Here is a 21,422-nt window from a genome sequence, read left to right on the forward strand (position 1 = left end):
AAAAAATCGATAAATCCGAATTGATAAAAGATCTTGAACAATATAGCTGGGCGACTTTAAAATGATTACAAGTAATTACTCTATATCACTAAATTTATATTGGAGAAAAACATATATTTTGTAATCAAAATTAAGTCGCTTAGCTATACCAAAACCCATCAAACCTAATGGGCCTGGATTGGCAATATTATTTGAACTCATACATTCCTCTAAATGTCATTAAATATATAATATTCAAGAGGATATAAATTTTTATATGCTATCAGGGCTTACATAAAGCAAGTATAATAGGTAGTGTTTGGTTCAAAACAAAGATTAAAATGATTTTTCATTAAAAAATATTTTTTACTTTCCCCTTGATGAATATTTTTATGTCCCCACTTTAATGAATAGCGTAGTTACCAATGGTCAATCTATCAACCTGTCACAAGGTGTCTCGTTAGGTAGATTTTTTTGAGGTCAAGGAAAAAATCTCTTGAAAAAATTCATTGAGCCTCATATAGGTTGGTAACTAAATTAGTTAAGAATTCCCTGTGGAGGCTGTTTAGATGAGTAAAATTATCGGGATTGACCTGGGTACAACTAACTCTTGTGTAGCTATTATGGATGGCACAAATGCACGGGTATTGGAAAACAGTGAGGGTGATCGTACCACACCTTCTATTGTTGCATATATTCAAGATGGTGAAATTCTTGTGGGACAGCCGGCAAAACGTCAGGCCGTGACAAACCCACAAAATACATTTTTTGCCATTAAGCGTCTGATTGGACGTCGCTTTGAAGATGAAGAAGTTCAACGTGACATTTCTATTATGCCTTATAAAATCATTGCTGCAGATAATGGTGATGCTTGGTTGGATGTTAAGGGGCAAAAAATCGCTCCTCCTCAGGTTTCCGCGGAGGTATTGAAAAAAATGAAAAAAACGGCTGAAGATTATCTGGGTGAACCCGTTACTGAAGCTGTTATTACTGTACCAGCTTATTTTAATGATGCTCAGCGTCAAGCAACTAAAGATGCAGGTCGCATTGCTGGTTTAGATGTAAAACGTATTATTAATGAACCAACGGCAGCGGCGCTTGCTTATGGTTTAGATCGTGAAGTAGGTAACCGTACCATTGCGGTATATGACTTAGGTGGTGGTACTTTTGATATTTCAATTATTGAAATTGATGAAGTTGATGGTGAAAAAACCTATGAAGTGCTGGCCACTAACGGTGATACTCACTTAGGTGGTGAAGACTTTGATAATCGTCTGATCAACTATTTGGTCGATGAATTTAAGAAAGAACAAGGTTTTGATCTACGCAATGATCCACTAGCAATGCAACGCTTAAAAGAAGCAGCAGAGAAAGCCAAAATTGAGCTCTCTTCTGCTCAGCAGACTGATGTCAATCTGCCTTACATTACTGCAGATGCAAGTGGTCCTAAGCATATGAATATTAAGGTGACTCGAGCGAAACTTGAATCACTGGTGGAAGATTTGGTTAAACGCTCAATGGAGCCACTGAAAGTTGCACTGCAAGATGCCGGCTTAAATGTTAATGACATAAACGACGTCATTCTGGTTGGTGGTCAGACGCGCATGCCAATGGTGCAAAAAGCGGTTGCTGACTTTTTCGGTAAAGAACCTCGTAAAGACGTTAACCCTGATGAAGCGGTTGCTATGGGTGCGGCGGTGCAAGGTGGTGTATTAGCTGGTGATGTGAAAGATGTCTTGTTACTTGATGTAACTCCACTATCTTTAGGTATTGAAACCATGGGTGGTGTTATGACAGCGTTAATTCCCAAAAACACCACTATTCCAACTAAACATAGTCAGGTGTTTTCAACTGCAGAAGATAACCAGTCGGCAGTAACCATTCATGTATTGCAAGGTGAACGTAAACGCTCAGGTGATAACAAATCATTAGGGCAGTTTAATTTGGATGGTATTCAAGCGGCACCGCGTGGTATGCCACAAATTGAAGTTACCTTTGATATTGACGCTGATGGTATCTTACATGTATCCGCTAAAGATAAGAATACTGGCCGCGAACAAAAGATTACCATCAAGGCATCTTCTGGTCTGAAGGAAGATGAAATACAAAGAATGGTAAGCGATGCAGAAGCAAATGCGGAATCAGATCGTAAGTTTGAAGAATTAGTTCAGGTACGTAATCAGGCTGATCAATTGATTCATGGTACGCGTAAACAAATTGAAGAAGCGGCTGATAAGTTACCTGCTGATGATAAAGCTAACATAGAGAAAGCCATTTCTGAGTTGGAAACTGCCGTGAAAGGTGAAGATAAAGCCATCATTGAAGAGAAAATTCAAGCTTTAGTTCAAGTTTCGGCAAAGCTACTCGAGTTAGCTCAACAGCAAGCTCAAGCAGGCACCGCTGATGCTGCTAGCGCAGGCGCCCAACCTAAACAGGATGATAATGTTGTTGATGCTGAATTTGAAGAAGTCAACGACAAGGATAAAGATAAAAAATAGTGGCCCTTAGCGGGCACAGTGATGGTATTAAGAATCATTTCCTCTGTTACTGAAAACCGAGTACGGGCGTTGGGGGGAACTCTACGCCCGCTTCCGTGTGTTAAGGGTAAAATAAATATGGCAAAAAGAGATTATTATCAAGTTTTAGGCGTTATTAAAACCGCTGACGAGAAAGAGATCAAAAAAGCGTATAAACGTCTGGCAATGAAGTATCATCCAGATCGAAATCAGGGTGATAAGGAAGCAGAAAGCAAGTTTAAAGAAATTAAAGAAGCTTATGAAATTTTAACTGATGCGCAAAAACGCGCTGCTTATGATCAATATGGACATGCAGCTTTTGAACAAGGTGGGATGGACGGTGGATTTAGCGGCGGTTTTGCTTCGGGCGCTGATTTTAGTGATATCTTTGGTGGCGTATTTGGTGATATTTTTGGTGGTGGTAGGCGCCAGCGATCGGCTCGTGGGGCTGATCTTCAGTACGAAATTACCTTAACCTTAGAGGAAGCAGTTCGCGGGGTCAGTAAAGAGATCCGTATCTCGGCTTTAGAAAAATGTGATGTTTGTAACGGCAGTGGCGCTAAACCAGGCACTAAACCAGAAACTTGTTCAACTTGTCATGGGGCAGGTCAGGTTCAAATCCGGCAAGGATTTTTTGCAGTTCAACAAGCTTGTCCAACTTGCTATGGTATTGGTCAAATCATCAAAGAACCTTGTATTAAATGTCATGGTCATGGCCGAGTAGAGAAATACAAAACTTTATCAGTAAAAATTCCACCAGGGGTTAACACAGGCGATCGTATTCGCTTAAATGGTGAAGGTGAGGCCGGAGAAAACGGCGCGCCAGCCGGTGATCTATATGTTCAGGTGAATGTCGCAAGACATGCTATTTTTGAGCGCGATGGCAATAACTTATATTGCGAAGTACCCATTAATTTTGCGGTTGCGGCTCTAGGTGGTGAAATTGATGTACCGACACTTGATGGTCGGGTAAGTCTCAAAATTCCAGCTGAAACACAAACAGGAAAAATTTTCCGCATGAAAGGAAAAGGTGTGAAGCCTGTTCGTGGTGGTATGATGGGAGATTTAATGTGCCGTATCCTGGTGGAAACGCCGGTTAAACTAAATGAAAAACAAAAAGGATTGTTGGAGGAATTTGGTGAATCTTTGAATGGCGAAAGTGATGGCAGGAACAGCCCTCGTTCAAAGAGTTTCTTAGATAGTGTGAAAAAGTTTTTTGATGATCTGACCAAGTAACGATATTTAGCTAAATAGATAGAGCATCGATAGTCAGTGATCGCTGCTTTTTTATTGATTAAAAATAAGAACATTCAATTTGATTTACGGAATAGAAGAGATAGTTATAAAATCGCAGGTTAATTTTGGTTATTTTTAATTAATGTAAGTTATTTAACTCGTTCAATTTATGCAAATTATATTTAAAAATTTTAATTTTCAAGATTAATTTTGCCTGTTTTATGCAAGTTTCCCGCTTAAATTTCTATATAAAATAAATTAAGATTAATTCCAATAAGTTAAACGTGAGCTTAACAAAACTTTCTATACAATTTAGTTTTATTTTAATTAATTTATTGGATTGGAAATAGTTATGTCAGCACCATTTTGGAATGATAATCAGAGATTCGTTTAGACAATTTTCTTTTAACAGACCCGCTATCACTACACAAAATTGTGAAGAATATTTGACAAATAAATTAACTAGCAGGTTTGAATCTAAATTAAAAAATAGTAACTACGTTGATAGAATTGATAAAAGACTTATTAGTGCGGCTAATCTATATTATTCTGTAGATAGCAGTGAATTAGAAGCGATTTTTAATCGAAAATTTATTGCACTCAATTTGGATAAGGTAGATATAGGAAATTTGCAAAAATTTCAGCATTTATTAGATTGCATTAAGGGGATAAAAAATACAGGAGAATTGGGCTGTTCAGTATCTAAAAATATTAGTGATTTAATAGAACTAAAATCTATCTATGTAAATAGAGATAAAAATAATAATATAGATGATAAGAGTCCAAATATTGAGAATAAAATTGGTCATACAACAATAGAATATCAACAGGAAGATGAAGAAGAAGGTTTAACAGCAGCTGAATTCAATCGAATAGAATGTTATCTTGAACAAAATCGATCACTCGCAGAATTAAAGAGTAAAGAATCAGAATATTTTATTAGGGTTTATCAAGAAATAAAAAAATAGGGATAAGAAAAATGAACAATTAATTGTTACTAATCAAACCAGCCAGTCATTGCAAAGCGGAACGACAGAGCTAAAAATAGAATTGGTAGTAGATAAAGAAATAGCACAAAATATAGCGAGTGTGGAATTAAAGCAAGATAATGAGATAGGGACAAAAGAAGCCGTAGGTTCAACTTTCTGGCAAAAATTAAGCCAAAAACCAGCCAATTATTTGCAACATCATGGAGTTTTATCAAAACTAAATTTATTGGATTTTTATTACCTACTTTTTTAGTACCAAGATTAACTAATTTTTTCAATGTTAGCCTAATTTTAAACAGCTAATCGGCTAATAGCGTCAAAATAGTTAGTAACTAGTCGGTATAAATGAATTATTTACGTTAAAAAAATGGTTTTCCGAATTGTATGGATTAGCGTAAAATTAATTAAGCTAATTAACACTGAGGTTATAGTAATGACAGCAATTATAAGACAGTTTTTAAAATTAGAAGCAGCAAGTGGGGTGCTGTTAATTATTGCTGCCATCTTAGCTTTGATTATGGCTAATACCCCATTGCAAGGTATTTACCAGCAATTTCTTAATATTTCCATTGCGGTTAAAATCAGCGTATTAGATATTGATAAACCTTTTTTATTGTGGATCAACGATGGTTTAATGACCATTTTCTTTTTGGTGGTTGGCCTGGAAGTTAAACGAGAACTGATAGAAGGATCATTAGCTGGTCGTGATAAAGCAATATTTCCCGCTGTTGCTGCGGTAGGCGGTATGTTATTACCCGCTCTGGTATATCTATTTTTTAATGCGAATGATGAAATTGCCCGGCAGGGTTGGGCGATCCCAGCGGCGACAGATATTGCATTTGCATTGGGTATCATGGCGCTATTAGGTAAACGTGTACCAACAGAGTTAAAAGTATTTCTACTGGCGTTGGCGATTATTGATGATCTTGGCGTAATTATCATTATTGCTCTCTTTTATACTAAATCTGTTTCTATCATCGCCTTAAGGTTAGCTATGCTTTCTCTATTGGTATTAATATGGATGAATTGGCGTAAAGTTGAAAATACTTCTGCTTATTTGGTTGTTGCTGTCATCTTATGGGTTTGTATTTTAAAATCAGGTATTCATGCAACGTTAGCTGGTGTCATTGTGGGCTTTTTGATACCGCTTAAAGAGGGACAAAATAATTCACCCTCTGAACAGTTAGAACATCTTTTACATCCTTGGGTTGCTTATTTAATTTTGCCACTATTTGCCTTTGCTAATGCAGGCATACAACTTGATGGTGTTACCCTAACTAATCTTGCAAGTGCTTTACCGATCGGTGTCGCGTTAGGTTTATTAATTGGTAAACCAACAGGTATTTTTCTGTTTAGTTGGCTAGCGTTAAAATTAGGCGTTGCAAAATTACCCGCCAAAATTAACCTTAAGCAGATATTTTCTGTTTCAGTACTCTGTGGTATTGGCTTTACCATGTCAATGTTTATTGCCAGTTTAGCATTTGAAGGTTTAGATAATTTTAGTACTTATGCACGGTTGGGGATACTAATCGGTTCGACGCTAGCGGGTATCTTAGGATTATTATTATTGAATAGTGTATTACCTAAAAAGCCAATTAGCACTAAAGCCGTTAATCAGGCAGGATAACGTTAATTTTAAATTATATTTGCGTGAAATAAATAGTATTTTTGTCTTCGCAATACAATATTTTATTTTTGTAGCAAGAGTATCTTATTTAGTTAAAATGAAATGAATCGTTTATCTTCTAATGTTCAGAAAATAACGAATATAAACAGTTATCGGTGGTACAAAAAGGAATCGATATGAGAGTATCGCATCTCAATTTTAATCATCTCTATTACTTCTGCCATGTTTGTAAAGAGGGATCGGTTTTTGGCGCCGCTGAAGAACTTTACTTAACGCCTCAGACAATAACGGGTCAGATTAAAGCATTAGAAGAACGTTTGAATGGTAAATTATTTAAAAGGCAAGGCAGAGGGCTGGTTCCTGCAGAACTAGGGCAACTAGTTTTTCGTTATGCTGATAAAATGTTTGTGCTAAGCCAGAAAATGCTAGATATTGTTAATTATAGTCGTGAAACTAATTTGATGTTGGTGTTGCTGATGCTTTATCGAAACGGCTAGTAAGCCGTGTTCTTGAAACAGCTATTTTTGAGCATGAGCGGATCCATTTACGCTGTTTGAATCGACACACGACCTTTTATTGGAGCAATTAAGTCAAGATAAGTTAGACATGATCTTATCTGATTTCCCGGTTGATTAGTCCCAACAAGAGGGGTTATTTTCCGTCAAGCTTGGAAAATCTGGCTTTAGTGTTTTCTGTCGCAAACCAATACCGGAGAAACCTTTTCGACTGTGTCTAGAAGAGAGGCGATTATTAATCCCAGGTCGGCGTTCTATTTTAGGTCGTCACCTGGTTTCTTGGATCCAAAATAATAATTTGCAGGTAGAAATCCTGGGCGAGTTTGATGATGCTGCATTGATGAAAGCATTTGGCATGTATCATAACGCAATATTTTTTGCGCCATCGCTTTATGCTAGTGAGATTTTTTAGATAATGAAGTAGTTAAAATTAGTCATATGGATAAAAGTAAAAGAAGAATATTATGTTATTTTTGCTGAACGTATGATCCTGCATCCAGCAGTGCAACGTGTTTGTAATAAGGATTTTTCTGGTCTATTTGATCAAAGCTCTTATAAACAATAAGAGTCATTTTTTAATAAGAATAAAAAAACCAGCTGAAGCCGGTTTTTTAGCAAAATCAAAATAAATTACATTGATTTGATTTGCGCTACTAAATTTGCTTTATGACGTGCAGCTTTATTTTTGTGCATCAAGCCTTTACTAGCATAGCGATCAACAATAGGTTGCATGTCGTTAAATGCTTTTTGTGCTGCTTGTTTATCGCCAGTAGCGATAGCGGCATAAACTTTTTTGATAAAAGTACGCACCATAGAACGACGGCTAGCATTATGCTGACGACGTTTCTCTGATTGTATGGCACGTTTCTTAGCTGATTTGATATTAGCCAATGTCGAACTCCAAAATATTTATTCTATCGAGGACAATCTAAAGGCCGAGGAATATGCCTTTTTAGCCTTCATTTGTCAATGAATTTGTGTAAATAAGCATCGTGTACAGCAATGCGATCTGTTGTCATGACCCGGGATTTTACCAGTTTACTGATTGAGAATATAGTTTTAAATGTGAAAACCGGATGAAATTGTAGGAAAGTGGTTAGATTAAGTATTTTTTACTGACAAACAACCATTTATTATCTTTGTTATAAACATTAATCAAATGGTGACTTAACCTTCAAGGTAGTAAGCGGTATAATCCAGCAATTTTTATTATATTGAGCCGATTATGAAGTTAGTACGTGGTATACATAATATTTGCGCATATCATCATGGTTGTGTGTTGACTATTGGCAATTTTGATGCTGTTCATCGAGGGCATCAGACATTATTGAAACATTTAAAACAAGAGAGTCAGCGTCTCGGGCTGCCAACGATGCTCATGATTTTTGAACCTCAACCATTAGAGTTTTTTTTGGGTGCAAATGCGCCAGCACGTTTAACGCGTTTACGTGATAAGATAAAATACTTTACCGAATATGGCGTTGATTATTTACTGTGTGTTAAATTTGATCCAACATTTGCTTCATTAACACCGCAGGCTTTTGTTTCACAATTGCTGGTGAAAAAATTGGGGGTTAAATTTTTGGCGATAGGTGATGATTTTCGTTTTGGCAAAGATAGACAGGGTGATTTTAAATATCTTCGTGAGGCAGGGGAACAATATGGTTTTGAAGTGGCGAATACTGAAAGTTTTTGTGACGCCGGCCAGCGAGTTAGTAGTACGGCTGTCAGGCAAGCACTATTAAGTGATAATCTTACCCTTGCTGAGAATTTTATGGGACACCCCTACCGATTGAGTGGTCGAGTGGTACATGGTCGCCAGCTTGGTAGTGCGATCGGTTTCCCAACCGCGAATATAACATTTAAATGTTTAGTTATGCCTGTTAAAGGCGTTTATGTGGTAGAAGTATATCGATTAGCCGATCACCCTTTGCAGGCAGTGGCAAATATTGGCACACGCCCAACCGTGAATGGTGTTGATCAGCAAATTGAAGTTCATTTAATAGATGTGCATATGGATATATATGGGCGTCATATGGATGTTGTATTGCGTAAAAAATTGCGTAACGAGCAGCGATTTGCTTCTATTAATCAATTAAGACAGCAAATCGGTAAGGATATAATGGCTGCGAGACAATTCTTCCAGTCGTCATAATTTAGATATTTAGCAGAAAATTGGAACTGAGAATTTAGATGAGTGACTATAAAAATACCCTGAATTTACCGGAAACAAAGTTCCCTATGCGCGGTAATCTTGCTAAACGAGAACCACAAATGTTAGCCCGTTGGTATAAAGAAGGTTTGTACCAAGCTATTCGCCAGGCCAAAACAGGCAAACAAATGTTTATATTGCATGATGGTCCTCCTTATGCAAACGGTAGTCTTCATATTGGTCACTCAGTTAATAAAATTCTCAAAGATATTATCATTAAATCTAAAGGACTGGCCGGATTTGATTCGCCATATATTCCTGGTTGGGATTGCCACGGTTTGCCAATTGAACATAAAGTTGAACAAATTATCGGTAAACCCGGTGACAAGGTTTCTGAAGCTATTTTTCGTCAAGAATGTCGCAAATATGCCAAAGAACAAATTGAGGGCCAGAAAGCTGATTTTATCAGAATGGGCGTACTTGGTGATTGGGAACAGCCTTATTTAACCATGGATTTTAGTACTGAAGCCAATATTATTCGTGCGTTAGGTAAAGTGATTGAAAATGGGCACTTAGTAAAAGGTGCTAAACCGGTTCATTGGTGTACTGCTTGCGGTTCTTCCTTAGCGGAAGCGGAAGTTGAATATTATGATAAATCATCACCTTCCATTGATGTACGCTTTAACGCGGTGGATGCTAACGCTGTTTATAGTAAATTTGCCGTAAAATCGTCGGCTTTGCCGGTTTCAGCCTTGATCTGGACGACCACACCTTGGACGTTACCTGCCAACAGTGCGATTGCGGTTAACGCTGATTTTGAATATCAATTAGTGAAAGTCAATAATAATGAATGTTTAATTTTGGCAAAATCACTGGTTGAAACAGTAATGCAGCGTATTGCAGCAACAGAGTGGCAAATTTTAGCACAATGTAATGGCTCTGAATTGGAATTACTGCGCTTTCATCACTCATTTATGAATTTCGATGTGCCTGTTATTTTAGGTGATCACGTTACTTTAGACGCGGGTACCGGGATTGTACATACGGCACCAGGCCATGGTCCGGATGATTATATTGTTGGGCAGAAATATAAACTTGAAATAGCAAATCCCGTCGGTCCGAATGGGTGTTATCTACCTAATACTTATCCTGGTTTGGACGGTGTTTTTGTATTTAAAGCAAATGAATTAATTATCGAACTTTTAGCTGCAAAAGGTGCATTGCTACATAAAGAAATATTACAGCATAGTTATCCTTGTTGCTGGCGGCATAAGACACCGGTTATTTTTCGTGCTACACCTCAGTGGTTTGTTTTTGTTAGTATGGAAAAAAATGGTTTACGTGAACAATCGCTAAAAGAGATTAACGGGGTTAAATGGATCCCAGATTGGGGAAAAAGCCGGATTGAATCTATGGTTGCAAATCGTCCAGATTGGTGTATTTCTCGTCAGCGCACCTGGGGTATGCCGATGGCATTATTTGTGCATAAGCAGACAGAACAATTACATCCACGGACGTTAGAATTGATTGAAGAAGTCGCTAAACATGTTGAAAAAGCAGGTATTCAGGCGTGGTGGGATCTTGACCCCGTTGCCCTATTAGGAAGTGATGCAGCTAATTATGTTAAAGTCCCCGATACGCTTGATGTCTGGTTTGATTCTGGTTCTACACACTATGCGGTTGTAGATGTTCGCCCTGAATTTAAAGGCCATTCTGCTGATTTATATTTGGAAGGCTCTGATCAACATCGTGGTTGGTTTATGTCGTCTCTAATGCTATCAACTGCGATGAAAGGAAAAGCGCCTTATCGACAAGTATTAACCCACGGTTTTACGGTTGATGGACAAGGGCGTAAAATGTCAAAATCTTTGGGTAATACCATTAGCCCACAAGACGTCATGAATGATTTAGGGGCTGATATTCTGCGGCTATGGGTTGCTTCAACCGATTATGCAAGTGAGATTGCTGTTTCAAATGAGATTTTAAAACATTCTGCCGACAGCTATCGGCGTATTCGTAATACAGCACGCTTTTTATTAGCCAATTTGAACGGTTTTGATCCTGCTTCACATCAAGTTAAACCAGAAGATATGGTGATATTAGATCGCTGGGCAGTAGGGCGAGCGAAAGCCGCTCAAGCGGAAATCGCTATGCATTATGCTAATTATGATTTTCATGCAGTCGTTCAGCGTTTGATGCAGTTTTGTTCAGTTGAAATGGGTTCTTTTTATTTAGATCTTATAAAAGATCGTCAATATACGGCAAAAAGTGATAGCTTGGCACGTCGTAGTTGTCAGACAGCCTTATTTCATATCATAGAGGCCTTGGTACGCTGGATTGCGCCGATCCTTTCTTTTACGGCCGATGAAATTTGGCAGCAATTACCTGCTAGACAGAGCAAATATGTCTTTACTGATGAATATTATGCTGACTTGTTTAGCTTGGATGTTAATGAAACGCTTAATGATGAATTTTGGAATAAGTTATTAATTATCCGTAGTGAGGTTAATAAAGTTCTCGAACAAGCGCGTGCAGATAAACTTATCCGTAGCTCGTTGGAGGCTGCAGTGATTTTATATGCTGATATAGAACTGGCTGAAATACTTAATCGTTTAGGTGATGAGTTACGTTTTTTATTGTTAACTTCACAGGGTAAAGTAATTGATATTAACCAAGCCCCAGTTCAGGCAAAGAATAGTGAACTGAGTGGATTGAAAATTGCTTTCCAGCAGGCGGAAGGTGATAAATGTCCTCGTTGTTGGCATTATGCAACGTATATTGGTCGGGACGCGAAGTATGCAGAATTATGCGGCCGCTGTGTTACTAATGTAGCCGGTAACGGTGAAATACGTAAGTTTATCTAATGAAAAATCCTATTTTCTCTACTGGCTTACGCTGGTTATGGTTAACAGTTGTGATATTAATTGTTGATCTTGGTAGTAAGCAACTCATTTTGAATAATTTTCAATTATATGAGTCGATACCATTAATGGCTTATTTCAATTTGGCTTATGCTCAAAACCCTGGTGCAGCATTTAGTTTTCTAGCTGATAAAGGAGGATGGCAGCGTTGGTTCTTTTCCTTGGTTGCGATTGTCATTTGTGTGGTGCTTATCGTAATGATGTATCGCCAAAGGGTGAATAAAAAATTGAGTAATATTGCTTATGCATTAGTTATTGGTGGAGCACTAGGGAATTTGTGCGACCGCTTAGTCCATGGCTTCGTAGTTGACTTTATTGATTTTTATGTTCGTGACTGGCATTGGCCAACATTTAACATTGCGGATATGGCGATTTGTGTTGGTGCCACACTCATCATTTTTCAGAGTTTCATCAATACAGATAAAAAAGCGAGTGGTTCTTAGTTTATCATTCGTTTACGTTGATAACAGATTGATTTATTTCTAATAGTGGGTTTTTATTGTCATGTTAACCTTAGTAAAAGCAAATAGTGCCGTGTTGCTGCATTTCACGATCAAACTTGAGGATAGTTCAATTGCTGATTCAACCTATAATCAGGATAAACCGGCACTTTTTCGCCTGGGCGATAAAAGCCTATCGCGAGCACTTGAAAAACAATTAATTGGTTTAAGTGTTGGTGAAAAAAAGACATTTACTTTAGGCGGAGAGGACCTTTTTGGTACACCAAACCCAGATATGATCCAATACTTTATGCCAAAAGATTTTATTCAGGTCGGTATACCTGAAGTCGGTGCCATCATATTATTTACCACGATAAATGGCAGTGAAATGCCAGGGATCGTAACAGCAGTGACGGAAGAGTCTATCACTGTGGATTTTAATCACCCGTTAGCGGCTCAGAATATCATTTTTAACATTGAAGTGTTGGAAATTGACCCGAAATGGGAGGAATAAAATGCAAATATTGCTGGCTAACCCTCGTGGTTTCTGTGCAGGTGTTGATCGAGCAATTAGTATTGTTGATAGAGCACTGGCGCTTTATGGTGCGCCGATTTATGTTCGTCATGAAGTTGTCCATAACCGTTATGTGGTTGACAATTTACGGCAACGTGGTGCGATTTTTATTGAACAAATCTCTGAAGTCCTTGATGGTGCTATTTTGATCTTTTCTGCTCATGGTGTCTCTCAAGCAATTTTACAGGAAGCTAAGCAACGTCATCTGACCATGTTATTTAATGCAACCTGTCCATTGGTGACTAAAGTGCACATGGAAGTTGCGCGTGCCAGTCGTAAAGGTAAAGAAGCGATTTTAATTGGTCATGTTGGGCATCCTGAAGTAGAAGGCACAATGGGGCAATATAATAATCCGGCTGGAGGTATGTATCTGGTTGAATCGCCGGAGGATGTCTGGAAATTACAAGTAAAAGATGAAAATAACCTCTGTTTTATGACTCAGACTACCTTATCTGTTGATGATACTGCTCATGTTATTGACGCGCTAAATACCCGTTTTCCAAATATTATCGGGCCACGCAAAGATGATATCTGTTATGCGACAACCAATCGTCAGAAAGCAGCGCATGAATTAGCTAATAAAGCTGATATTGTACTAGTTGTCGGCTCTAAAAATTCTTCTAATTCCAATCGTCTTGCTGAATTGGCTCAAAGAGCAGGCAAGCCGGGCTACCTGATTAACTCTGCTGATGAGATTCAAGAACATTGGCTAGAAAATATGCAGATTATTGGTCTTACTGCTGGCGCATCTGCACCAGATATTCTTGTTCGTCAAGTTATTGAACGCTTAATGGTTTTAGGTGCCAGTGAAATGATTGAACTTGCTGGTCATGAAGAAAATATTATTTTTGAAGTACCAAAAGAGCTACGTGTTGAAATCAAGCAAATATAATAATAGCGATTTGGGCATTTTATTAAATGAATTTCTAGCACAGCAATTTATCTATTAATTAAGCCAACTCTAATAACTTTTTTTTCACTGACGGTTGTTGTATGCGTTAAGCTAGGATGATTGTTAACCTTATCGAACTCAGGATACTTAATCTGCTTTTAATCAAGAGAGATAAACATGACTAATTCAGATATTCGTGTTGCCATCGTTGGTGCGGGTGGCCGCATGGGACGTAAACTAATTAAAGCAGTTTCACAACAGAATGGCGTTGTTTTAGGGACTGTGTTAGAAAGAAAAGGTTCAAGTATAGTCGGTACTGATGCTGGTGAATTAGTCGGCATTGGCGGTTTAAATATTATAATTAGTGATGATCTAATTAATGTTTTAGATAAATTTGATATTTTGATCGATTTTACCCGTCCCGAAGGTACGCAAAATTACCTGTCAGTTTGTAAAAAATATGCCAAAGCGATGATTATTGGCACTACAGGTTTTAATGAAACTGAGCAGAAGTCGATTGAAGAAGCGGCGAAAACGATCCCTATTGTATTAGCAGCTAATTTTAGTGTTGGCGTTAATTTGATGTTGAAGTTATTAGAAAAAGCCGCAAACGTGATGGGCGAATATAGTGATATTGAAATTATTGAAGCTCATCACAGGCATAAAGTCGATGCGCCCTCAGGAACAGCTTTAGCAATGCGCGATGTTATTGTCAAGTCAATTGGCCGTGATTTAAAAGATTGTGCAGTGTATGGTCGCCAAGGTATTACTGGTGAAAGAAAAAATAACATCATTGGCTTTGCAACGATTAGAGCTGGCGATATTGTTGGCGAGCATACGGCGATTTTTGCTGATATAGGTGAAAGAATAGAGATAACTCATAAAGCATCAAGTCGGATGACGTTTGCAAATGGGGCTGTGAAGGCCTGTTTGTGGTTAAAAGGAAAAAAAAATGGTTTATATAGCATGAAAGATGTATTAAATTTAGAAAATATTTAATATTTATATATCTATCTATTTGATAAATAAAGGTTAATTTTAAGATCGTGATTTTTTAGCGGTTATTAATTTTTTTTATTTAATAAATTTTCTTTCTATTATTTAAAATAAAAATTTTATTGACTTAAGATGATTTTTTGCACATTTACTATAATGAAATTTATCTAAACCATACTTTTACAATTATCATGCTATGCAATCGATTATTTTGCTAAGATAATTTATCATTTTACTAGTTACATTGATTTTTCATTATCAGTTAACTAAAAAGTAATAAAAAATTATTTTTTACTAGACAATCACTCTTCTCATCATTAAAATGCGCGCAATTTGCCAAAAATTTGCTTAAATTCCATTTTGGCACGAATTTATTGGCTTACGCATGAATAAATATGCTCAATGAATGTTTTTTTATTCTCCCGGAGGGTATTTTGATTAAGCCAGCTATATTGGTTCTGGAAGACGGAACCCAGTTTCATGGTCATTCCATTGGGGCTGAAGGAATTGTTATTGGAGAAGTAGTTTTTAATACATCAATAACTGGATATCAAGAAATCCTCACTGATCCTTCCTACTCCCGCCAAATTGTTACACTCACTTATCCTCATATTGGAAACACAGGAATTAACCCAGATGATGAAGAGTCCGCAATCATTCATGCTCAAGGGCTTGTTATACGTGATTTACCGTTAATTTATAGTAACTTTCGTGGAAAAGAGAGTTTATCTGATTATTTAAAACGCCATAAAACAGTGGCCATTGCTGATATTGATACCCGTATGCTTACGCGGCTATTAAGGGGAAAAGGCGCGCAAAATGGTTGCATTATTACTGGTGAAAATTTAGACATCGATTTAGCATTAGAAAAAATTAAATTATTTAGTGGAATAAAAGGGCTGGATTTAGCTAAAGAAGTTACTACTAAAGACATTTATACTTGGCAACAAGAGAGTTGGCATCTTGGTGCCGATGGATTATCGGCTACTAAGGCACGCGAGCAACTGCCTTATCATGTCGTTGCTTATGATTTTGGTATTAAACGAAATATTTTACGGTTACTCGTTGATCGTGGCTGCTGTTTGACGATTGTGCCAGCAACAACAGTGGCTGATGAAGTATTAAAAATGGCACCTGATGGCATTTTTCTTTCTAATGGTCCGGGTGATCCAGCAGCCTGTGATTATGCAATTAAAGCAATTAAACAGTTTTTAACAACAGAAATACCTATTTTTGGTATTTGCTTAGGTCATCAATTACTGGCATTAGCCAGTGGGGCTGATACCGTTAAAATGAAATTTGGCCACCATGGTGGTAACCATCCAGTAAAAGATTTAGTTAATAATCGCGTTATGATCACTGCACAAAATCACGGTTTTGCAGTCGATGAAGCAACCTTATCTGACAAATTGCGTGTGACCCATAAATCACTGTTTGATGGAAGTTTACAAGGCATACATCATACCGAGAAGCCTGTATTTGGATTTCAAGGGCATCCCGAAGCAAGTCCAGGCCCTAAAGATGCAGAACCCCTATTTGATTATTTTATTGAATTGATTAAAAAATATCGTCAAACAAATTTAGATACTCAAGTTGATTGATCAGGAGCGAAAAATGGCGAAGCGGACAGATATCAAAAGCATCCTGATCTTAGGTGCAGGGCCAATTGTTATTGGCCAAGCTTGTGAATTTGATTATTCAGGTGCACAAGCGTGTAAAGCACTACGAGAAGAGGGTTATCGAGTTATTTTAGTTAATTCCAATCCGGCGACAATCATGACGGATCCGGATCTAGCTGATGCGACTTATATTGAGCCAATTCAGTGGGAAGTGGTACGCAAAATTATTGAAAAAGAACGTCCTGATGCGATTTTGCCTACGATGGGAGGGCAAACTGCTTTAAACTGTGCTTTAGAATTAGAGCGTAAAGGCGTATTAAAAGAATTTGCTGTTACCATGATTGGCGCAACGGCTGATGCAATTGATAAGGCAGAAAATCGTCAGCGATTTGATAAAGCAATGAAGAAAATCGGCCTTGAAACACCACGCTCAGGAATTGCTCCTTCCCTGGAAGAAGCGTTAGACGTACTAGCAAAAGTAGGTTTCCCATGTGTTATTCGCCCTTCATTTACCATGGGGGGCTCGGGTGGTGGTATTGCATACAACCGTGAAGAGTTTGAAGATATTTGTCTGACAGGTTTAGATCTTTCACCGACCAACGAATTATTGATAGATGAATCGCTGATTGGTTGGAAAGAGTATGAAATGGAAGTGCTGCGTGACAAAAATGATAATTGCATCATTATCTGTTCTATTGAAAATGTCGATGCAATGGGGATCCATACGGGAGATTCTATCACTGTCGCACCCGCTCAAACATTAACTGATAAAGAATATCAAATCATGCGCAATGCATCGATGGCAGTGTTGCGAGAAATTGGTGTGGAAACTGGTGGTTCGAATGTTCAATTTGCGGTTAATCCTAAGACTGCCCGCTTAATTGTTATTGAAATGAATCCACGAGTATCACGTTCTTCCGCCTTGGCATCTAAAGCAACCGGTTTTCCTATTGCTAAGGTTGCAGCAAAACTTGCCGTAGGTTATACACTTGATGAATTAATGAATGATATTACCGGAGGACGGATACCTGCTTCTTTTGAACCTTCTATTGATTATGTCGTGACTAAAATCCCACGCTTTAACTTTGAAAAATTTCCGGGTAGTAATGATCGTCTGACAACACAGATGAAATCTGTTGGTGAAGTAATGGCTATTGGGCGAACTTTTCAAGAATCAATGCAAAAAGCATTGCGTGGATTAGAAGTTGCCGCAACGGGTTTTGATCCTAAAGTAGATTTGGATGAATTCGACTCGTTAACAAAAATTCGCCGTGAATTGAAAGATGCTGGTGCTCAACGTATCTGGTATATAGCCGATGCTTTCCGCGCAGGTATGTCTGTGGATGGTGTATTTAATCTAACCAATATTGATCGTTGGTTCTTGGTACAAATTGAAGAGCTTATTCGTTTAGAAGAGAAAGTTACTGAGTTTGGCATTAATGGCTTATCAGCAGAATTCTTGCGGCTATTGAAACGAAAAGGGTTTGCTGATATTCGTTTGGCTAAATTAGTCAGTGTTTCTGAAGCTGGAATCCGTAAATTACGCCAAAATTATAAACTGCATCCAGTTTTTAAGCGAGTTGATACTTGTGCAGCAGAGTTTGCCACAGATACCGCTTATCTCTATTCCACTTATGAAGATGAATGTGAAGCCAACCCTGACAATAGCAAATCTAAGATTATGGTACTCGGTGGTGGACCAAACCGTATTGGTCAAGGAATAGAGTTTGATTATTGCTGTGTTCATGCTGCGTTGGCGTTACGTGAAGATGGCTATCAGACAATAATGGTAAACTGTAATCCTGAAACGGTTTCTACTGATTATGATACATCTGATCGTCTTTATTTTGAACCAGTAACGTTAGAAGATGTATTAGAAATAGTCAGGGTCGAACAACCTGAAGGTGTAATTGTGCAGTATGGTGGCCAGACACCTTTAAAATTGGCGCTTTCCTTAGAAGAAGCGGGGGTTCCAATTATTGGCACTAGCCCGGATGCGATTGATCGCGCTGAAGATCGAGAACGTTTTCAACAAGCAGTGGCCCGTTTAGGACTTAAGCAACCAGAAAACGCCACGGTTACGACAATTGAACAAGCTATAGAAAAGGCTCACAGTATTGGTTATCCATTAGTTGTACGTCCTTCCTATGTTTTAGGAGGGCGAGCAATGGAAATTGTTTATGATGAAACTGATTTACGACGGTACTTTCAGACCGCTGTAAGTGTTTCCAATGATGCACCAGTATTGCTCGATCATTTCCTGGATGATGGCATTGAGGTTGATGTAGATGCCATTTGTGATGGGGAAACCGTATTAATTGGTGGTATTATGGAGCATATTGAACAGGCGGGCGTTCACTCTGGTGATTCGGCCTGTTCCTTGCCACCTTATACCTTGAGTCAGAATATACAAAATGTCATGCGTGAACAGGTAAAAGAGCTGGCTTTTGAACTACGCGTTCGAGGATTAGTGAATGTTCAATTTGCGGTTAAAGATAATGACGTCTATTTAATCGAGGTGAATCCCCGTGCTGCGCGTACAGTGCCTTTTGTATCAAAAGCAACACGAATACCACTGGCAAAAGTAGCCGCTCGTGTCATGGTCGGGCAATCCTTAGCTAAACAGGGTGTAACGAAAGAAATTATTCCACCTTATTATTCGGTAAAAGAAGTCGTATTACCATTTAATAAATTCCCTGGTGTTGATCCTATCTTAGGGCCAGAAATGCGTTCCACCGGTGAAGTTATGGGTATTGGTCGCACTTTTGCCGAAGCATTTGCTAAAGCTATGTTTGGTTGTTCTTATACTATGAAAAAATCTGGCCGCGCATTACTTTCAGTAAAAGAGAATGATAAAGCCAAGGTTGTTGATTTAGCGGCTAAATTAATTGCGCATGGTTTTGAGTTAGATGCAACTCATGGTACCGCAATTATGCTGGGTGAGGGCGGAATTAACCCGCGTTTAGTTAATAAAGTCCATGAGGGACGGCCTCATATTCAGGATAGAATAAAAAATGGTGAATACAGTTATATTGTCAATACTACCGCGGGCCGTCGTGCAATAGAAGATTCTAAGCTGATTCGTCGTAGTGCATTACAATATAAAGTAAATTATGATACCACTATCAATGGCGGTTTTGCGACCGCGATCTCTCTCAATGCTGATCCTACAGAGCAGGTTATATCTGTTCAAGAGATGCATAAAATGATCCAGAATTAACTATTACTGACTATTTGAAATGGCCTGTTTAACCGGGTCATTTTCTTATTCTGGGCGAATAAAATCCATAATATTTAACTGCTTTTTTTATGTTTCCAATATACGACAAGTGAGCCGATAAATCCGCCAATGAGTAGCAGTATCGGTAAAAATATTAAAATATTCATAACGATATTCTCATGGCGTTTTATAAAAGGAATTTGATTTGTTGCGTAACCCAGAGAAATAATAATCCCAATCCATAATAGACCGCTAAGCCAATTGAATAATTGAAAGCGCCGGTGGCTTAAAGTCGAAAGTCCTGCTAAAAGTGGCAATAGTGTTCTCACAAAAGCTAAAAAACGACCGATCAAAAGCGCATACAAGCCTTGGTTGTTAAATAATCGGTTTGCACGATCGTGATACTCTTGTGGGATCTGTTTTAACCATTGTTTTACTAAATGGGTATCACTAAGCCAGCGTCCTTGTAAAAAACTTAACCAGCAACCTAAGCTAGCAGCAATAGTTAAAATAATAATTGTGGGAATAAAAGAAAGAACACCTTTTGCAATCAAAGCACCGGAAAGAATAAGCAACGTATCTCCTGGCAGAAATGCGGCAGGAAGAATACCGTTTTCTAATATAATAATAGTAAAAAGTACAGCATAAATAATCCATAAAATATCGAGATTATTTAGTTTAGCAAAATCATGATCCCAAATTCCCATCACGATCTCATTGAGAACTTGCATAGCTTACCCTGTTAGGAACAACCAAATGAAAAATCGATATAGTTGCCAGTTTACCTTAAAAAACTGAATTATGTTAGATTTATTCAAGCGTTAAGTATAAAAGCCAGTTAGATAAAAATGTTTATTTTAGATAAGGAAGTATTAAAAATGGCAAATATCTGTTGCGATTATCAGTTATTAGAACAAGTCAAATTGCAGCAAAACTTATTGATAGCAGTTAAATAAATAAAAAATTCATCAAATAGTAATGATAATTACTATCAAATGATTTAATGTCTGGTATAATCACTTAGTTTTTCATAATGTAAGCGTGGTAAATCAAAATTTACTAGCAATAAAGTAGCTGGCATAAGTTATGATCAGCTAAAAGGATCACATTAAATAATCGAAGAGTGATAGTTAACTGATGCGTAAATTGATAGTTTCTATTTTATTGGCAATGAGTTTGATAAATATAACATTCGCCGAGCCAAATCCGGCAGGTCTGTCTGAGCAATTTCACCCTGTTAATAAATACACCTAATCAGCAAGATCAAGATATAGCTAAGCGACTTATTTTTGTAATCAAAATTAAGTCGCTTAAGCTATACTTGTAATTATTTTAAAGTCGCCCAGATATATCTATTCGCCAGATCTTAATCCAATTGAATTGAACATAAATAGGCACAAGCTAAATGCAAAAAAAGAGCGCTCGGATGCGACACAGATATTTTGTTCGCACTCAATATGATGTAATCACAATTAAGTCGCTTAGCTATATATCCACGAAAAATCAAATCCAAACGACTTCAGCTAATGAAGAGCAATCGAGCGAAAAACAGCTTTCTGTGGAAAAAATTTAGTGAATCTACAGCAGGAGCCTAATTTATTAACTGCACAAAGAGGATTTGATCAAGATCTTTCGATTTGGAGTATGTATCAACATGCTGACATGGTTGTAAAGGTAGTAATGTTAGGATTAATTGTTGCTTCAATCATTATAGCCAAGCGACTTAATTGTGATTACATCATATTG

Annotated in this window: 17 protein-coding genes and 1 pseudogene; 15 read left to right on the forward strand and 3 right to left on the reverse strand. The window is 37.7% G+C overall.

Features of this window, described 5'->3' with window-relative positions:
• Positions 1–75: 75 nt before the first annotated feature.
• Positions 76–201, reverse strand: a complete 126-nt coding sequence (locus ARSQ2_RS13685; protein ID WP_255487503.1) for a hypothetical protein — start codon at positions 199–201, stop codon at positions 76–78.
• Positions 202–548: 347 nt separating this feature from the next.
• On the opposite strand from ARSQ2_RS13685, the gene dnaK reads away from it, so the two are divergent.
• The 6 genes and pseudogenes from dnaK to nhaR all read left to right on the forward strand — a co-directional run bounded on the left by dnaK (position 549) and on the right by nhaR (position 7,427).
• The gene (dnaK, locus tag ARSQ2_RS05755; protein WP_181994667.1) at positions 549–2,477 is read left to right on the forward strand and encodes a molecular chaperone DnaK; all 1,929 of its coding nucleotides are present in this window, start codon (positions 549–551) and stop codon (positions 2,475–2,477) included.
• A gap of 117 nt (positions 2,478–2,594) precedes the next feature.
• Positions 2,595–3,731 carry a molecular chaperone DnaJ gene (dnaJ, locus tag ARSQ2_RS05760; protein WP_181994668.1) on the forward strand — a complete coding sequence of 379 codons (1,137 nt, stop codon included), beginning with the start codon at positions 2,595–2,597 and terminating at the stop codon, positions 3,729–3,731.
• Between the two features lie 371 nt (positions 3,732–4,102).
• A complete protein-coding gene (locus ARSQ2_RS05765) occupies positions 4,103–4,699 on the forward strand; it encodes a hypothetical protein (protein WP_181994669.1) in 597 nt (198 codons plus the stop codon).
• Positions 4,700–4,748: 49 nt separating this feature from the next.
• The gene (locus ARSQ2_RS05770; protein WP_181994670.1) at positions 4,749–4,973 is read left to right on the forward strand and encodes a hypothetical protein; all 225 of its coding nucleotides are present in this window, start codon (positions 4,749–4,751) and stop codon (positions 4,971–4,973) included.
• 180 nt (positions 4,974–5,153) lie between these two features.
• The gene (nhaA, locus tag ARSQ2_RS05775) at positions 5,154–6,347 is read left to right on the forward strand and encodes a Na+/H+ antiporter NhaA (protein ID WP_181994671.1); all 1,194 of its coding nucleotides are present in this window, start codon (positions 5,154–5,156) and stop codon (positions 6,345–6,347) included.
• A 176-nt stretch (positions 6,348–6,523) separates the two neighbouring features.
• Positions 6,524–7,427: pseudogene (gene nhaR / locus ARSQ2_RS05780) on the forward strand (transcriptional activator NhaR).
• Between the two features lie 65 nt (positions 7,428–7,492).
• Here nhaR and rpsT read toward each other — a convergent pair.
• Positions 7,493–7,753, reverse strand: a complete 261-nt coding sequence (gene rpsT, locus ARSQ2_RS05785; RefSeq protein WP_181994672.1) for a 30S ribosomal protein S20 — start codon at positions 7,751–7,753, stop codon at positions 7,493–7,495.
• Between the two features lie 334 nt (positions 7,754–8,087).
• Here rpsT and ribF point away from each other — a divergent pair, with 334 nt between their 5' ends.
• From ribF to carB, 8 genes are all read left to right on the forward strand, one after another.
• On the forward strand, positions 8,088–9,017 hold the full coding sequence (ribF, locus tag ARSQ2_RS05790; protein ID WP_181994673.1) for a bifunctional riboflavin kinase/FAD synthetase: 930 nt from the start codon (positions 8,088–8,090) through the stop codon (positions 9,015–9,017).
• A gap of 38 nt (positions 9,018–9,055) precedes the next feature.
• Positions 9,056–11,878 (forward strand): isoleucine--tRNA ligase, encoded by a 2,823-nt coding sequence (gene ileS, locus ARSQ2_RS05795; RefSeq protein ID WP_181994674.1) that lies wholly within the window; start codon positions 9,056–9,058, stop codon positions 11,876–11,878.
• Positions 11,878–12,378, forward strand: coding sequence for a signal peptidase II (lspA, locus tag ARSQ2_RS05800; protein ID WP_181994675.1), 501 nt, complete (start codon positions 11,878–11,880; stop codon positions 12,376–12,378). Before ileS ends, lspA begins: the two co-directional genes overlap by 1 nt.
• Positions 12,379–12,439: 61 nt before the next feature.
• Positions 12,440–12,889 carry an FKBP-type peptidyl-prolyl cis-trans isomerase gene (fkpB, locus tag ARSQ2_RS05805; RefSeq protein ID WP_181994676.1) on the forward strand — a complete coding sequence of 150 codons (450 nt, stop codon included), beginning with the start codon at positions 12,440–12,442 and terminating at the stop codon, positions 12,887–12,889.
• A gap of 1 nt (position 12,890) precedes the next feature.
• Positions 12,891–13,841 (forward strand): 4-hydroxy-3-methylbut-2-enyl diphosphate reductase, encoded by a 951-nt coding sequence (ispH, locus tag ARSQ2_RS05810; RefSeq protein WP_181994677.1) that lies wholly within the window; start codon positions 12,891–12,893, stop codon positions 13,839–13,841.
• Between the two features lie 177 nt (positions 13,842–14,018).
• Positions 14,019–14,840 (forward strand): 4-hydroxy-tetrahydrodipicolinate reductase, encoded by an 822-nt coding sequence (gene dapB / locus ARSQ2_RS05815; protein WP_181994678.1) that lies wholly within the window; start codon positions 14,019–14,021, stop codon positions 14,838–14,840.
• Between the two features lie 431 nt (positions 14,841–15,271).
• Positions 15,272–16,438: a glutamine-hydrolyzing carbamoyl-phosphate synthase small subunit gene (carA, locus tag ARSQ2_RS05820; protein ID WP_181994679.1), complete on the forward strand. Its 1,167-nt coding sequence runs from the start codon at positions 15,272–15,274 to the stop codon at positions 16,436–16,438.
• A 13-nt stretch (positions 16,439–16,451) separates the two neighbouring features.
• Positions 16,452–19,676, forward strand: a complete 3,225-nt coding sequence (carB, locus tag ARSQ2_RS05825; RefSeq protein WP_181994680.1) for a carbamoyl-phosphate synthase large subunit — start codon at positions 16,452–16,454, stop codon at positions 19,674–19,676.
• Between the two features lie 74 nt (positions 19,677–19,750).
• Here the strand turns inward: carB and ARSQ2_RS05830 are convergent, their stop codons facing one another.
• Positions 19,751–20,407: a DedA family protein gene (locus tag ARSQ2_RS05830; RefSeq protein ID WP_181994681.1), complete on the reverse strand. Its 657-nt coding sequence runs from the start codon at positions 20,405–20,407 to the stop codon at positions 19,751–19,753.
• A gap of 674 nt (positions 20,408–21,081) precedes the next feature.
• On the opposite strand from ARSQ2_RS05830, the gene ARSQ2_RS05835 reads away from it, so the two are divergent.
• The gene (locus tag ARSQ2_RS05835; RefSeq protein WP_181994682.1) at positions 21,082–21,249 is read left to right on the forward strand and encodes a hypothetical protein; all 168 of its coding nucleotides are present in this window, start codon (positions 21,082–21,084) and stop codon (positions 21,247–21,249) included.
• The last annotated feature ends 173 nt before the right edge of the window (positions 21,250–21,422 follow it).

Source organism: Arsenophonus endosymbiont of Bemisia tabaci Q2, assembly GCF_902713415.1.
Taxonomy (GTDB): Bacteria; Pseudomonadota; Gammaproteobacteria; order Enterobacterales; family Enterobacteriaceae; genus Arsenophonus.